General features: G+C 62.5%; 12 protein-coding genes. 2 read left to right on the top strand and 10 right to left on the bottom strand.

Going from position 1 to position 15,019, the window contains the following annotated elements:
* Nucleotides 1–2: 2 nt before the first annotated feature.
* From DKW65_RS09030 to DKW65_RS09065, 8 genes are all read right to left on the bottom strand, one after another.
* On the bottom strand, nt 3–1,238 hold the full coding sequence (locus DKW65_RS09030; RefSeq protein WP_111656936.1) for a lipase family protein: 1,236 nt from the start codon (nt 1,236–1,238) through the stop codon (nt 3–5).
* Nucleotides 1,235–2,440 carry a DUF6801 domain-containing protein gene (locus tag DKW65_RS09035; protein WP_111656937.1) on the bottom strand — a complete coding sequence of 402 codons (1,206 nt, stop codon included), beginning with the start codon at nt 2,438–2,440 and terminating at the stop codon, nt 1,235–1,237. Before DKW65_RS09035 ends, DKW65_RS09030 begins: the two co-directional genes overlap by 4 nt.
* Nucleotides 2,441–2,502: 62 nt before the next feature.
* Nucleotides 2,503–4,395 carry a choice-of-anchor D domain-containing protein gene (locus DKW65_RS09040; RefSeq protein ID WP_111656938.1) on the bottom strand — a complete coding sequence of 631 codons (1,893 nt, stop codon included), beginning with the start codon at nt 4,393–4,395 and terminating at the stop codon, nt 2,503–2,505.
* A gap of 200 nt (nt 4,396–4,595) precedes the next feature.
* The gene (locus tag DKW65_RS09045; RefSeq protein WP_111656939.1) at nt 4,596–5,624 is read right to left on the bottom strand and encodes an AraC family transcriptional regulator; all 1,029 of its coding nucleotides are present in this window, start codon (nt 5,622–5,624) and stop codon (nt 4,596–4,598) included.
* A 58-nt stretch (nt 5,625–5,682) separates the two neighbouring features.
* Nucleotides 5,683–6,396, bottom strand: coding sequence for a type II secretion system protein N (gspN, locus tag DKW65_RS09050; protein ID WP_111656940.1), 714 nt, complete (start codon nt 6,394–6,396; stop codon nt 5,683–5,685).
* Nucleotides 6,396–7,448 carry an AraC family transcriptional regulator gene (locus tag DKW65_RS09055; protein WP_111656941.1) on the bottom strand — a complete coding sequence of 351 codons (1,053 nt, stop codon included), beginning with the start codon at nt 7,446–7,448 and terminating at the stop codon, nt 6,396–6,398. Before DKW65_RS09055 ends, gspN begins: the two co-directional genes overlap by 1 nt.
* Nucleotides 7,449–7,685: 237 nt before the next feature.
* Nucleotides 7,686–9,365 carry a Na/Pi cotransporter family protein gene (locus tag DKW65_RS09060; protein WP_111656942.1) on the bottom strand — a complete coding sequence of 560 codons (1,680 nt, stop codon included), beginning with the start codon at nt 9,363–9,365 and terminating at the stop codon, nt 7,686–7,688.
* A 74-nt stretch (nt 9,366–9,439) separates the two neighbouring features.
* Nucleotides 9,440–9,793, bottom strand: a complete 354-nt coding sequence (locus DKW65_RS09065) for a DUF6482 family protein (RefSeq protein ID WP_211315760.1) — start codon at nt 9,791–9,793, stop codon at nt 9,440–9,442.
* Nucleotides 9,794–9,891: 98 nt separating this feature from the next.
* Here DKW65_RS09065 and dauA point away from each other — a divergent pair, with 98 nt between their 5' ends.
* The gene (gene dauA, locus DKW65_RS09070) at nt 9,892–11,628 is read left to right on the top strand and encodes a C4-dicarboxylic acid transporter DauA (RefSeq protein ID WP_111656943.1); all 1,737 of its coding nucleotides are present in this window, start codon (nt 9,892–9,894) and stop codon (nt 11,626–11,628) included.
* On the opposite strand, the gene DKW65_RS09075 is transcribed toward dauA, so the two are convergent.
* Nucleotides 11,618–12,577, bottom strand: coding sequence for a quinone oxidoreductase family protein (locus DKW65_RS09075; protein WP_111657595.1), 960 nt, complete (start codon nt 12,575–12,577; stop codon nt 11,618–11,620). The two genes, dauA and DKW65_RS09075, sit on opposite strands and share 11 nt — an antisense overlap.
* Nucleotides 12,578–12,698: 121 nt before the next feature.
* Between DKW65_RS09075 and DKW65_RS09080 the strand changes: the two genes are divergently transcribed.
* Entirely contained in the window at nt 12,699–13,292 is a 594-nt protein-coding gene (locus tag DKW65_RS09080) for an NADPH-dependent FMN reductase (RefSeq protein WP_111656944.1), read from the top strand.
* Here DKW65_RS09080 and DKW65_RS09085 read toward each other — a convergent pair whose 3' ends face one another.
* Nucleotides 13,293–15,014 (bottom strand): potassium channel family protein, encoded by a 1,722-nt coding sequence (locus DKW65_RS09085; protein ID WP_111656945.1) that lies wholly within the window; start codon nt 15,012–15,014, stop codon nt 13,293–13,295.
* Nucleotides 15,015–15,019: the final 5 nt, after the last annotated feature.

The raw sequence follows: 15,019 nt of genomic DNA on the forward strand, positions 1-15,019 counted from the left end.
GCTCAGGGAAAACAATGGGATGCCGGCAGCTGCCCGGCCAGCCGCTGTTCGATAAAGGCGTTGACGCCCTCATTGCCGTGATAGACCAGATTCAGATGACGGATCACGCCGGTGTCGCCGCCGGTGTCATGGCTTTGCCAGGTCACGTCCACGCCGAGGGCGCAGTAGTCATCGCGCAGGGTTTGCGCCTGCCCATAGGCCACCAGACTGTCCTGCTGCTCGTGGTACAGATACACCGGCACCGCAATGGGTTGATCACCAAGCTGGTTCTCGGCAATGCGATTGAAACGCTCGGCATTGAGGGGATTGATGTCGGTGAGATCATCCAGCGTGATACCCGCAAACCCCTGCAGCAGCTCCAGCACGCACATGTCCTCCTGCATTGCCTGCAACGCCGCCATGCCAGCCTGATTCACAAAGGGCGCCAACGACAGCTCGGGGTACGCATGGTCCTGCCCCAGCAAGGCATAAAACATGACGCCAAAACCGGGCTCCCCGTTGAGCGGCAACGCCACCGCCGCCAGATTGGCGGGCACACCGCCCCCGGCCACACCCACCAGATTCAGGGTCGGCGCGTAATCCGGTTGCATCTGCCCGGCCCACATCGCCGCACCGCCGCCCTGGGAATAGCCACGAAACAGCACGGGCGCCAGATCGGAAAGGCCGGCCTCGGGAAAGCGCTGCGCCGCACGCACGCCGTTGATCAGGGCGGCGCCCATGGATCGGCCGACCATGTAGGTGGTGGCCGGGTCCGGGTGATAGCCCTCATAGTCGGTCACCAGCACGGCATAGCCACGCTGCAGCATGTCGTTGAGGGTGGCCTGTTCATAAAAAGCACCCTTGTCGATCATGCGCGAAGGTGCACAGCGCGCCGCCGGCCCATGCGTCCCCGGGCCCATGCCGATCAGCGGCATGCTGCCCGGATCGCCCGCGCGCGGTACCACCAAGGTGCCCGTCACCGCATTCGCTTCACCGAGGGCATCCGTGGAGCGGTACATGACCTGCCAGGCACGTGCCATGGCGCGCGCGGACGGCGGCCCCGCGTTGACCTCACGCGTTTTGATGATGTCGCCCGGCTCACCGGCAGGCAGCGGGACCGGGGGCTGATACCAGTCATCGGCGACGGCGATCAGCGGGCCGCTGATCACTATCGTCGCCAGCGCCGTCAGCAGCGCGGTCAGCAACACCGTGAGACGTCCTCTGGTGCGTCTTGTGTCAATCCTGGTTGCGTCGATCATGGTTGCGTCCTCTCTGTTGCGCCCGGTGCCAGACTCGGTGCCAGGCCCATTGCCAGCGCCATACGATTGCCCGTGCCGGTCATGAACAGATTGATAAAGCTTTCCAGGCCGCCACAATTCTCGAACGTCGGCATATCGTAGGTCCCCTCCAGATAGACGCCCTCCAGAACGCCTCCCGCTTCCACGTCAAACGCACCACCGGAGGGGGTTGCCAGATGCAGCGTTATCGGTGTGGCGGTTCGACAGGTTTCGCCGCCACCCGACAGCAACGGCAGACCCAGCATGCGCACGCTGATGGCGGGCACCCGCACGTGCATGAGCGTTTCCGTTGTCAGGATGTCGCTGTCGAGGTGACCCCGGGTCTGTGCCACCGGCTCGAACAGCAACTCGGCGTCGGCCATCAGCAAACGCAACAACCAGCGCATGTGCAGCCGGGTGTGGGCAGGCGCGAAATGCATGTCGGCGGCCAGCGCGCCGTCGTCTTCCAGCACGCCGCTGATCTGGCCCTGTAACGCCGCCATGCCGTCTGCGGCACGAATCAGCGTCTGCCCGCTTATCGGCAAGGCAAATTCTCCGCCTGCGCTACCTTCACCCACGATCAGGGTATGCAGGACGTTATCCTGATCCGGTTCAAGCAGACACTCGGCTTCAAATTCGCCGATACCGGTCAGTGCGCCCTGCGCGTCCAGCGGTCGCAGTGTCATGACCAGATGCTCAACCCTGATCGCCACCTCGCCCGCATTCTGTTGTTCAAATATCAACGGCGGCGTCTCGCCCTGCGCGTCAATCTGAAAATCGCCGGGCGCGCCCGGCATGGCTTGCTCGGGCACCGTCATGGGCACCGAGAGGTCCAGCGTCAACGCCGGGCCGTCGATCCGGGCCTGAGCCTGAACCGTGCCCGAAAGCGTGCGCGAACCGAGAAAATCCAGCGCATTGCCAGCTTGCCCGCTGACCAACGCCTCGGCGTTTATCCGGAACGCCTCCGTCAACTCACCCACCGGCACCGTATCCGGTATCTCGGCGGTGATCGCCACCGTGAGGGGCTGTTCTTCCAGCAGCGGGAATACACAGGTGTACTCCAGCATCAATGAGGGGGTATCGTCTTCGGCATGAGCCGGTGCCAGGGTGGCGATGCCGCCCCAGAACGCCGCAGACAGCACACAGGTGCTGATCAGTCGGCCCGGCCGTATCACTGATTTCATGCAGGTATCCCGAAAAAAAAGCCGGATTGCCCAGGCAGGCCAGGCAATCCGGGGGACTGACTTCAGAGGTCAGCCTCAAGTGAGACATGAATGGTGTTATCCGGACCGGCCATGAACATGTTGATAAAGCCGTCGAACCAGCCACCACAGTTTTCAACCGGAGGCAGGGTGTAGGTCGCCTCGAGGTTACCGCCCAGGAAGGGATCAAACTGCTCGCCTTCAGGCGTCTTCAGCTCAATCTCGATTGCTTCGCTGGTCCGGCACTCATCACCCCCGCCAATCGGCAGCGGAATGCCCAGGCCGATCACTCGCACGCGCGGCAGTTTGATATACATGGTCGCGTGAGCGGTGAGCACGCCATCCACCAGGGTGCCGGTGGTTTGCCCGACCATCTCGAACTCCACATCCGCGTCCGATGTGATCCAGCCCATGATCGGACCGAGGAACGGAATATTGTAAAGCGGATAGAGAATCTCGAATTCGCCGTGGGACGGATCAAGCGTGAGATCAGCGACGAAGTCACCCGTTGCCAGATCCAGCACGGCTTGAATGCCACCCGTCAGCGGTACCGTGCCGTGAGGTTTCTTGATGAAAGACTCACCTGTCAGGCTCATCGGGAAATCGACGGTATTCCCGCCCCCGGTGGAACCCTGACCGCTCAGCGGCACCAGCGTGGCGGTGTCCGCCGCGTTGGATTCGATTTCAAGCGTGGCCGCGCGATTGCCGGTGGCCGTGGGCGAGAAAGAGATGGTGATGGCGCAGGTCGCATCCGGCGCGACCGTCGTGCAGTCATTGTTTTCAATAAACTCGCTGGCTTCAGAACCGGTAATGCTGATGCTGTCGACAAACAAGGATTCCAGGCCCGTGTTGCCTATCGTCACCGTCTGCGTCGCGGCGTCGCCGACCTGCACCATGCCGAAGCTGACAGACTCCGGGTTCACGGTGATCTCCGGGGTCGGTGTCATGACACTGGAACCCATCAGCGCCACAGAGACGCTCGGCTCTTCGGCGTCGTTGGACTCGATCACCAGTTCCGCGCTGAAGCTGTCCTCATTGACAGGATAGAAGGTCACATCAATCGTGCAGCTGTCGCCGGCCGCAACGGTGGTGCAATCGTTGCTTTCAGAGAACGCACCGGCATCAGGACCTGCCAGGGTAATATTATGGATACCCAGCTCTGCGCCGCCCGTATTGGAGACGGTGACAGATTCCGTGACGGTCAGGCCACCCTGAACATTGCCGAAATCAAGCTCGTCCGGCGTCACGCTGATACGCGGATCGGTCGGGGTATCGCCCCCCACGGTGAAGCGATGCAGCTCCTGATCCTGCCCGGCATCCGCAGTACAGGACACGATAAAGGCTTCCGGGTTATCCGGATCCGAGTGCCAGCTGCCGCCGAAATCAACGTAGCTGCCATCGGCGCGGCGCGCGATCATGGCCATGCGCAGATTATCTTCGACCACAATGATCACCTCGCCTTCATTGTTCTCCATGAAGGTCAGTGATGGCGTTTCGCCATAAGCGATCAGGTCGAAATCCCCGGCAGATGGGGGCACCGGCTGCTGATCGATGATCATCGGCACGGTCAGATCAAGATTGAGATTGTTGCCGGACAGATTTGAATCAGCATAGGCCATGCCTTCAATCGTCGTGGCGCTGACGATATTCAGGCCGGTCCAGGTGTTGCCCATCGCCGTGGCAACGATATTCAGATCAAAGGCCCCGGTGGGCTCGTTGACCGGTATGGTGAGCGGCATATGCGAACTGATATCCGCACTCAGTGGTTGCACACCGATCAAGGGGTATTCACAGCTGTACATCAGCTGCAGGTTAACGTCGACCGAGTCGGCAATGGCCAGGCTGCTGCCCGCCCCCCCGACGGCCGCGGCCAGCACGGCTGCGGCCAGTTTCTTTTTTATCCCGCATGGCGGGCGTCTGTTACTCGTGGACTCCATGATACTTTCCTCCGTATCCCTGTTATTGGCGTTCTTGATGCAGAATGCTCCGATAGGGACTGCTCAAAACAACGAAGCATGATCAGCGCGATCATTATCTGTTCGGGGAGACGGAGGGGGTCATTGATGTAAACGGCAATGATGTTGTCAAATCGGGAAGGATGGAAAAACCTGTGAAATACGTCATGACCCTTGGTACGTCATGCATCATTTTTCTTTTTGCGACGGCGAACCTCACCGGGTGTTGTGCCCGTCCAGACCCGATAGGCTTTGGTAAAACTGGCCTGATCGCTGTACCCGAGCACCTCGGCAATACGTTGCAAGGAAAGACGAGTCTCCGTCAGATAGCGCGTCGCGAAAGCCTCGCGTATCTCATTGCGCATATCATGGAAAGAGGCGCCAGCCCGGCGCAGATGATGGCGCACTGAGCGGGGGCTCATCTCCAGACGCTCCGCCACGCGCTCCAGGGTGCTGTCGCGCCCCGGGTTATCCAGCAATTTCTGGCGAACCAGTGCGACCACCTCCATATCGTCACTGGCCTGCAAGGATTCGCGCGAGCGCGCACCGGCCAGATAGTAGGACAGCGATGCATCATTGCTCCAGGGCCGTCGGCCTGACAGCGGCATCAGTACCTGGCTGACAGGCGCGCCGAACACCACGCGCGAGCCTTCAACCATGCTTTCCCACTCGCTCGCCGGTCGTTGTGCATGAAAATCGAATTCGAAGCGCAACTGGCGGCACACCAGCGACGCGAGCGAATGAATACTGCCCATATAGATGGCCACCACGAACGGCCTCAAGTCACCCAGATCCCATACATCCTCCAGGCGGACGCTGATGTCCTTGCCCACACATTTGATATCCATGTCCATGATGGGCAGTGCCACACGGATGTACTGCACGTTCATCCTGATCAGATCGCGCTGGTCTTCCTGCCACAGCAATGAAAAGCCAAGGAGTCCGTGCCCGAGCAAATCCAGTTTCTGGCCGAACCGGAAACCGGCCCGTTCATCGTCCAGCAAGCGTCGCGCCTGATTGAGAAGGTGCAACGTCTGGCGCATGCTCAGCATCATGCCGGGGTCGTCGAGTTGCTGCGTGTCCAGATCGGAGCCATGCAGCACAGCGCCCCGGGAAATGCCTTGCGCCTCGACAAAATCAAGAAACTGTCGCGCATAGCGGACCGGGATCAACGGCACCTCGTAGGCCATGGTGTTCGTTTTATGCAACATAATGGGTGTCGCTCGCCTCGACGTTCATCACGCCTTGTCTGGATCGCCACCTTGCGGATCAAAGCGGGAACGCATAGCTGCTGTGAAATATCTCTCCTTCCGGATCACCGTCTTCGGTCAGACCGAACAACTGCGGCAAGGCCCCGTAAGCCCGCAACGATACGGCCTGCTGCTCCAGGCGGGCCCGCAGAAGCGTCTCGCCCCCGGGGCCCGTCATGGAGAATTCCGGATAGGTCTCCACCAACGACAAGACGCCGTCCAGAGGCGGCACGCTGACAGGGTCCAGTTCACCCCAGGACACCTTGCCGCCGCCATAGCGCAAGGCGCCATCGGCACGTTCTACTGCATTATCACGTCGTGTCAGTGCGTTGATACGTATCTCGACCATGCCCTCAGCACGGATATCCGGGAGCAGGTCTTCCACCAGCAGGACGGGCAATGTGACCAGCCACTGCTCCAGTCGCCACCCTCGCCAGCCTCCACCCGCCCAACCCGACGCGTGAAAGTCACCGGCTTCCACGCTCAGGCGCAGACCCGGCGTCAGGCCGCGCCGCTGCAGTGTCCAGCGCCCGAGGAAGCGATGCCCCTGCCAGTTGCCCTGAACCGAGCCGTCCCACCAGACACCGCGTATGCGCGTAATGATCGGACGCTCTGCTTCGGCATCGATGGCCCGCAGCGGCGCCAGTACTGTCGCGGCGGGGAGACCGGCCAGCAGAAAACCACATAGACTGGCCAGAAAAATAGCGCCCAGTATGGTGTGCTCCCTCGCCATCACAGCACTCGACTTGCGCGCCGCACATCACCTGGCGTCTTGCCCGTCCAGGCCCGGTATGCCTTGGTGAAACTGGCCTGGTCGCTGTATCCCACCTTTTCTGCGATGCGGCTCAGCGGCAAGCGCGTATCCTTGAGGTAACGGGTGGCGTAGGTCTCCCTGATACTGTTGCGAATATCGTGAAAGGCGAATCCGGCCAGGTTGAGGTGATAACGCACCGATCTCGGGCTCATGCCCAGCTCTTCGGCAACGCGATCCAGCGAGCCATTGCGGCCCGGGTTGTTCATGACGTGCTGCTTGACCCGCACCACCACCTCGACCGCACTCCCGGATGGCGGCGTGGCCGTCTTTCCGGGGCTATCCGTGCCGATGCTCTCCCTGGACCTTACCGCCGCCAGGCGGCGCGCCAGGCTCTCGTCGCTGCCCCACGGCCGGTAGCCTGAAAGCGGCATCACAATGCGGTTTTCGTTACAGCCAAAACGCACCTCGGCACCACGGACCAGTGTGGCCCAAGCGGCCGCGTTCCGGTCTGCCTGAAAATCGAACTCGAAGACGAAATCGCGACACACCAGCGACGCCAGCGTATGAATGCTGCCCATGTACATTTTCGCCACAAAGGGCCGCAGCGACCCCAGCTCCCAGGTATCCGCGAGCGCAATACAGACCTCATCGCCGAAACACTTGATGCGCATGTCCATGATCGGCAGGGCAACACGCAGATAATCGACGATCATCCTTATCAGTGTGCGAGGATCACGTTTTTGCAGTAATGCGAATCCGAGCACACCATGCCCCTGAAGGTCGAGGCGCTGGCCAAAGGCAAAACCGGATTGCTCGTCTTCCAGCAGCTCCTCGGCACGGCTCAACACGCGCACCACCTGAACCATGGAAAAGAACCGGTTGGGGTCATCCAGGGTTGCTTCGCGCACGCCCGTGCCATTGAGAAGCATCTGTCGGCTGACGCCTCTGCTTTCCACGAAACTGACAAATGCGCGCACATAACGGACTGATATGATAGGCACTTCAAATGCCATGCTGTCTGCTCTGTACATTATTCTTCTCACGCCAGATACAGGTTAATTTTTATTTTCCCCCCAAATCCGTCGTTTTCTTATTATGGCTTTCTTGTCTTATTATTATTCTCCTGCTCGGGCATTCATTGATCTGATCGACAAGATTCTTGTCAAAAGCGGGCACAGATTATTAATTCTGTAAAAAAGCAGAAACCAGGCATCTTTCCGTGAACCAGCGCACACCTGCCGAACCGGAAACGGTACGTTCGCACCGCTTCAGGCCTGTGCTTCGGCATGCTCCTGCTCAACGTCCGACTCGTTGCCGGTCTCCAGGCAGGTCTGGACGGCACGTATCAGCCCCACCAGACTCTGATCAAGCTCGCGGGTCACGTTCAATGCTGTGGAATGCAACAGACCTTGCCAGCCACGCTGCTGAAGCTGCATCAGCAACTGATGCATCGCCTCATTGTGGCGTTCTGCCAGTGCCGCAAGGGTGTGCGCTGAGACACCGCTGTGTGGCACCTCCTCCTGCGACAGGTCCAGCTTGCCGATCAGCAAGGTCTCCAGCGTGTTCAGGGTCGACAGCACATGAGCGCCCAATTCACTGACCCAGGCACTGGTCGCGGTGCGCAGGCGCATATCATCCAGATTGCTGCGCACATCCTTGACGGCCTTGCAGGCATACACGGCGTCTCGGGTTGCTGCCGTCAGCGCGTTCAAACGCCCGGCATGCCCGGGAGACAACTCGCTGGCCTGCATGGCTGTGGCAAACGTCAGCATTTCCCCTTCCAGATTCTTCAGCGCCTGATATTCATCCAGAAAGCCCGGCGCCCCGGCAAGACGGCGGCGCGGCAATGCCGCAGGGCGCAGGGCCTGGCCGGTTCGACCACCGAATACGCTGGCCGTGAGCTGCATTGCCCTGCCCAGAACATGCAGGGTTTCCTTCTCCATGCTGGCCATGGCGGCGTCGCTGATTGACGGCGGTACCTTGCTGACAAACTGACTGACCTGATTACGACGCCCCCCCACATGTTTTTCCAGAAGCGGCGCCGCATACCCCAGCAAGGGGTAGAACAGGAGCACGCCGAGCAGCGTGAAAAAGCTGTGGAACGCCACCAGGCTATACAGTGGATCAGTGATGTTCAGCCAGGCTTGCAGCGGCGCCACAAATGGCAGCAGCACGATGAGGGCAAAGACTGCGGTCGCGGTGCTGTAGACCACATTGAACACCGCCACACGGCGGCTGGCCGCATCGCCACGCAGGGCACCGAGGGCCATGGTACTGGTGGTGCCAATATGCGCGCCGATGGTAATCGCGGCCCCCATGGGCAAGGTAATGACACCGGCATGCAGCGCCGACAGGCTGATCATCATGGTGGCCGAGCTGGACTGCAGCAGGGTGGCCAGCACCAGCCCCACCACCGCGAACACCGCCACCGGGTAGTCCGCCAGCCAGGCCACATCCACCTGGGCGGCGAAGGTCTCCACGCCTTCCTTCATGAAGGCCAGACCAAACAGCAGCAAACCAAATCCCAGCAACAAGCGCGCGGCAGCACCGGGCCGGTTATGTTCCGCCATCATGGCGACACCCAGCCCGCCCAGACCCAGCAGCGGTAACGACAGCGCCCCCATGTCGAGCTTGAAACCGACCGTGGCCACAATCCAGCCGGTCACTGTCGTGCCAACATGGGTGCCTACCACTACACCCAGCGCGTTCTTCATCGGCATGATGCCCGCGCCCACAAAGGCGAGCACCAGCAGGCCCACGAGCGAGCTGCTTTGCATCAGCGCCGTAGCCGCCGCACCGACCAGCACCGCAGTCCAGGCACGCCCGGTGCTGCCGCGCAGCACCCGCACCAGCACATCGTTGCCCAGCCCCTTGAGGCCGCGCTCGATGTAGTCCATACCCAACAGGAACAGGGCCAGGCCCGCCAGCAACTGCCATCCATCCAGCATCAGGTCCCCCGGCTCCGTTAAAACAGATCAGACGCTCTTGCCATGAGCCTCCTACTATACGGGGACTTCGCTGCTCAGCGTAACGGGCGCCCGAAACGGCGGCGACGGGCGTGGCGTCGGGCACCGGGCTGCCCATCACCTGGCCAGTCGATGGGCACCTCCATGGGCGGCACCCGGGTGGGCTCGATACCGATCATTTCGTTATAGGGTGAGGCGTGCAGCAGCGTGGCGTCCAGCACCTCCAGGAAGGCCAGCGCCTTGCGCACGGCTTCCATGCTGCGGAAGCTGAGCACCTTGCCCTGATCGTCCACCAGCACATGCCAACCGCCGCCCAACTGCACCTCGACAGTGTAGAGCGACAGATCCACCGAGCGGATACGCAGACGCCCGACGACCACATTCCGTAACTGGCCAACACGCATTTTCATGCCGTCAGCCTGCCTCGACCAAGGTCAGGTGCAAGTGAAGACGCCGATACGGCAGCATGGCGTATATACTGTTTCCGGATTGCCGCCTCGGGGGATGCATGGCCGACCGCTCTCATCTGACCACCGTGCGCTTTGCCAGTGCGCTGCAACAGGCCTGCCTGCGTGAGCCCTACACCGGTCAGCGCCTGCGCCGCGATCTGCTGGCCGGGCTATCGGTGGGCATCATCGCCATTCCGCTGGCCATGGCGCTGGCGGTGGCCATCGGCGTGCCGCCCCAGTACGGCCTCTATACCGGTATTGTCGCCGGGCTGGTGATTGCGCTCACCGGCGGCGCGCGCTTTTCGGTCTCCGGCCCCACCGCGGCCTTCGTGGTGGTGCTGCAACCGGTGGTTTACCAGTTCGGCCTGGGCGGCCTGCTGCTGGCCACGTTGATGGCAGGCGTGATTCTGGTGCTGATGGCACTGGCCCGTTTCGGGCGCTTTATCGAATATATTCCCGAGCCGGTTACCCTGGGTTTTACGGCGGGTATCGCCATCGTTATCGTCATGCTGCAGCTGCGTGATTTCTTCGGGCTGCCGCTGGCCGAAGTGCCGCCGGATTTTCTCGACAAGCTTCAGGTGCTGGGCAGCCACTTGCCCGCCCTGCACTGGCCCACCTTGCTGACCGGCGCCGCCACGCTGCTGGCGCTGATCCTCTGGCCGCGTCAGCGCACCGGCATTCCGGGGCATCTGCCCGCTGTGCTGATCGGTGTGCTGGTGGCGCAACTGCTGGGGCTGGGCGGGCACAGCATCGATACGCTGGGCAGCCGTTTCAGCTTTACCTGGCCGGATGGCAGTCTGGGCCAGGGCATCCCCCCGTTCCTGCCGGAGTTTCGCCTACCCTGGCACTGGGATACCCCGTCCGGCGCCAGCCTGCTGTCCACCGAGGTCATGCGCGCCCTGCTGCCAGCGGCCTTTACCATTGCCATGCTTGGCGCCATCGAATCGTTGCTCTGCGCGGTGGTGCTCGATGGCATGAGCGGGCGGCGACACAATGCCAACGGCGAGCTGCTGGGCCAGGGCCTGGGTAATATCGCCGCACCCTTCTTCGGCGGTTTTGCGGCCACGGCCGCCCTGGCACGCTCCACCGCCAACTACCGCGCCGGGGCCACCTCGCCGGTGGCGGCCATGGTGCATGCGCTGGTGCTGCTGCTGGCTGTGCTGCTGCTGGCCCGCTGGCTGAGCTACCTGCCCATGGCCTCGATGGCGGCATTGCTGTTGATGGTGGCCTGGAACATGAGCGAGGCGCCCAAGGTGCTGCATCTGTTGCGCAAGGCGCCGCGCGAGGACGTCATCGTGCTGCTGGTGTGTCTGTCGCTGACGGTGGTCTTCGACATGGTGATCGCCATCGCCGTGGGCATTGTGCTGGCCTCGCTCATGTTCATGCAGCAACTCGCGGGCATGACCCGCATCAGCGACGTCAGCGCGCAACGCAAGCTGATCGGCGATACGCCGCTGCCGGAGGACTGGCGTCTGATCAAGATCGTCGGCCCGCTATTCTTTGCGGCGGCAGACCGGGTGTTTGATGATCTGCTGGACGAAACGGCGGGGCGCCGTGGCCTGGTGCTCTACATGGACGGCGTGCCGATTCTGGATGCCGGCGGCCTGAATGCCTTCCTGAAGTTTCTCGACCGGGCCGCCGACCGGGGCACGGAAATCGTGGTGGCTGATCTGCAATTCCAGCCCCTGCGCACCCTGGCCCGGGCGAATGTGCTGCCCAGGCCAGGCCAGTTGCGTTTCACCCCGACGCTGGCCGCCGCGCTGGAGAGCCTGCAACCGGGCGCCGTCAGGGAGTGAAGACAATCTTGCCCGCGCCGCCCTGCTCCAGCGCGCGGTATGCGGATACGCCGTCCGCCAGCGACCATTCGCGGGGCGCCGCCGGCAACGGCAGGTCACCCCGGGCAAACAGTTCCCCCAACCGCTCGAGCATGCCAGCGCAGGTGGCGCTGTCATGCAGCAGCGAGTTCACGCCGATCAGGGTCGCCGCACGGCGATAGAAGCCCAGGATCGGCATCTCGGTGACACCACTGGGCGGCGCCGAAATCGCCACCAGGCGCCCGCCGTTGCCCAGCACTTCCACTCCCGGTGCCAGCCAGAAGCCGGTGGTATCGATGACCACGTCCGCCCCCTCATCACCCCCTTCGCCAACCCGGGCGACGAAGTCATCCGGGTTACCCAGCAGGATGCCCTGGCACCCCGCTGGCACCTCCGCCAGCTGGGCGTCACGACGCACCGCCCCCACCACCGTGGCGCCGCGTGCCAGCGCCAGCAGACTCATGGCCTGACCGACCGCGCCACTGGCGCCGATCACCACAACGCGCGTGCCGGCACGGATGTCCGCGCGCTCAACCCCTTCCAGCGCCGTAATCCAGGGCACGCCGCAACTGGCCGCCTGGGCAAAGCTCAGACAGTCCGGCTTGATCGCCACCGCCTCGGCGGGCAACACCAGATATTCGGCATGGCTGCCATCCCGGGTAAAACCCACCCCTTTGCCCGACCCCCACACCGCCTTGCCTCGCAGTGCGGCGGGGCCTTCGACCACCACCCCGGCAAAATCACGGCCGGGGATGCGCGGCACCGTCGTGTAGGGAAACCGGCCCAGCACATTCTTCAGATCGCTGGGGTTCAGACCTGCGGCTTCGATACGAATCAGCACGTCACCGTCTGCTGCCACGGGTTCAGGCACCTGTTCGTTGAGTATCAGCTTGTCCAGGCTGCCGGTTTCGGCGAACTGAAGGGCTTTCATGAGCATCTCCCGGAAAAAAACACTGTGATCCTGTGCGGAAGTATAGACCATCAGACCTTTGGCCAAGTGTCCTCAAACGGTGTGCTACAGTTCCAGGACCTATCGGAGGCAGGAGCCCGCCATGACGTCAGAGGCATCACCCCGCATTCTTGTGTTCGCAGGCAGCGCCCGCCGCGCTTCCCTGAACAAGCACCTGGCCCGCGCCGCCACGGACAGGCTGCGCCAGCAGGGCAGCAACGCCACGTTCGTGGACCTGCGCGACTACCCCGCGCCGCTGTACGACGGCGACCTGGAAGCCGAGTCCGGCATTCCCGACAAGATCCGCGATCTGAAACGACTGTTTGCCAGCCACGACGGGCTGGTCATCGTGTCACCGGAGTACAACGGCTTCATCACGCCGCTGCTGAAGAACACGCTGGACTGGATTTCACGCCCGGATGGCGACGCCAGCGGCCTGGCCCTGTTCCAGGGCAAGCTGGCCACGGTGATGGCCGCCTCCCCCGGCGGCTTCGGCGGGATGCGCAGCCTGCTGCTGATCCGGCAATTGCTCGCCAACCTTGGTGTCACCGTATTGCCGGAACAGGTCTCTGTGCCGCGCGCTACGGACGCGTTCAACGACCAGGGCGAGATTGTCAGCGACGATCTGGACAAACGTCTGGACAAGGCCTGCAAGGCGCTGGTGACACACCTGCAGCGCCTGCATGGCAAGGGCTGATCAGCTGTCGCCCGCCGCGCGGCGGCGGGCCAGATGGCGCCAGACCCAGCCGTCAGGACGATGCGCGCCGGTATGCACATAGCGCAGGGAATTCAGGTGATGCAGGTTCCAGCCCAGCAGGGCCTCGGCCTGCGGCGTGCCACACCAGAGCATGCGGTCGCCTGCCTGCAGCAAGGTGTCGTCGTCGGGCAGCAGCAGGCATTCCCCGCCACGGCGTAACATCAAGGGCACGGCATTCAGTCGATCCCGTCGCTTGCGCGGATCACGACACAGGTTGCCAAGCTGCACCGGCTCACCGAGCGCCTGCGCCTGCATGACGGCAGGCGCCTGCCTGTCGCCCAGGGTGATGGTCCAGCAATCCGGGGTCATATCACCGCTGATCTCGGCCAGGCGCTTCACCAGCGTGTGATTCCAGTCATTGCCCTGCCGCGCGGACTGCTCCAGAAAATCCCGCAACATGGGCGCACTCAGCACCGAAAGAAAGCGGCTCGCCGTCAGATAGCTGGCCTGCACCGGCAGCGCCGGGTTGGCGGCGCGGAAGAGTTCGCGGTTATACAGACGATTCTCCAGCGACACCATGTAGATATCCGGATTGAGTTGTCGTGCCGTCACCATGATCGAGAGGTTGTCAGCGTCATCGTCCGTGCAGGCCACCAGGGCATCTGCTTCGGAAATGCCAGCCTGATTCAGGGTCACCGCCTCGGTACCCTTGCCCGGGATGCTGCCCGGCGGGCAGTCGTCCACGGCTTCGGCCACCACCAGCACAGACAGCCCGGCCTCGCGCAGGGCGCGATAGACGGCCCGGCCGAAATCACCAAAACCGCAGATGATCCAGCGGCCCTGGGGCGGCTCCGGGCGGTGCGGCAAGGGCGCATTGGGCAACGATGTCAGCCAGTCATACACGCGGTGCGCATCCGGTTCACGCATCCCCATCACCAGCCGCTGGGCGAAGTCCTCACACGGGTTGACCACCAGGTCCGTACCGAACGACAGCATGTTGTTGGCGGTTTCTTCCGTATCAACGCGGCAGAACACCAGAATGTCCCGGTTCAGCAGTTTGGTGGCTATCGCCACCTTGAGATTGGTGTGATCGTTGTCGGTGACAGCAAGCACCCCGGCACACCAGGGGTGTTGCAGCCCGGCATCAATCAGGTTGCCGGGCACCTCCGCGTCCATACAGAAGGCGGGCACATAAATGCCACTGTCGCGGCTACGCAGCTCTTCCACATTGGTCATGTCCCGATCAATCACGACCACGCGCTGCTTGCGCCCCAGCAGCGCCCGGGCCAACAGCTTGCCGGTATCACCATAACCGCAGATCAGATAGAAGGGTTCGCGAATGCCGTGAAGGCTGCGCAACAAGCGCGTGCGCAACAGCGCGTTGCGAAAATCCGTATCCTGGATCAGGGCAATGATAGTGCCCACCGAATACAGCCAGGCGAATACGGTGAGGTAGATGCTGACCATCGTCCACAAACGCTGGGCATTGGAGAAGTCATAGGGCACTTCCCCGAAACCGATGGTGCTGCCGGTGTAGCTGACCACATAAAAGGCCTGGAAGAACGTCATCCGCCAGGGTTCACCCTGATCGTCCACGCCGGGCATCAGGGTGAAGCCGAACACCGCTAACGCGTAAGCGGTGATCAATACAATGATCGGCACCCGCATACGGCGCAGGATGATCGGCACTATGGAGCCCCGCGCCGCGACCGGAGTGGTCATGATGG

Origin of the sequence: Isoalcanivorax indicus (genome assembly GCF_003259185.1) — a bacterium.
Lineage (GTDB): Bacteria > Pseudomonadota > Gammaproteobacteria > Pseudomonadales > Alcanivoracaceae > Isoalcanivorax > Isoalcanivorax indicus.

Excerpts from the sequence above, each read along its gene's own strand:
- DKW65_RS09055 (WP_111656941.1), bottom strand. The coding sequence starts at position 7,448 with ATGTACAGAGCAGACAGCATGGCATTTGAAGTGCCTATCATATCAGTC.
- DKW65_RS09030 (WP_111656936.1), bottom strand. The coding sequence starts at position 1,238 with ATGATCGACGCAACCAGGATTGACACAAGACGCACCAGAGGACGTCTC.
- DKW65_RS09085 (WP_111656945.1), bottom strand. The coding sequence starts at position 15,014 with ATGACCACTCCGGTCGCGGCGCGGGGCTCCATAGTGCCGATCATCCTG.
- gspN (WP_111656940.1), bottom strand. The coding sequence starts at position 6,396 with ATGGCGAGGGAGCACACCATACTGGGCGCTATTTTTCTGGCCAGTCTA.
- DKW65_RS09045 (WP_111656939.1), bottom strand. The coding sequence starts at position 5,624 with ATGTTGCATAAAACGAACACCATGGCCTACGAGGTGCCGTTGATCCCG.
- dauA (WP_111656943.1), top strand. The coding sequence starts at position 9,892 with ATGGCCGACCGCTCTCATCTGACCACCGTGCGCTTTGCCAGTGCGCTG.
- DKW65_RS09060 (WP_111656942.1), bottom strand. The coding sequence starts at position 9,365 with ATGCTGGATGGATGGCAGTTGCTGGCGGGCCTGGCCCTGTTCCTGTTG.
- DKW65_RS09075 (WP_111657595.1), bottom strand. The coding sequence starts at position 12,577 with ATGAAAGCCCTTCAGTTCGCCGAAACCGGCAGCCTGGACAAGCTGATA.
- DKW65_RS09080 (WP_111656944.1), top strand. The coding sequence starts at position 12,699 with ATGACGTCAGAGGCATCACCCCGCATTCTTGTGTTCGCAGGCAGCGCC.
- DKW65_RS09065 (WP_211315760.1), bottom strand. The coding sequence starts at position 9,793 with ATGAAAATGCGTGTTGGCCAGTTACGGAATGTGGTCGTCGGGCGTCTG.
- DKW65_RS09040 (WP_111656938.1), bottom strand. The coding sequence starts at position 4,395 with ATGGAGTCCACGAGTAACAGACGCCCGCCATGCGGGATAAAAAAGAAA.
- DKW65_RS09035 (WP_111656937.1), bottom strand. The coding sequence starts at position 2,440 with ATGAAATCAGTGATACGGCCGGGCCGACTGATCAGCACCTGTGTGCTG.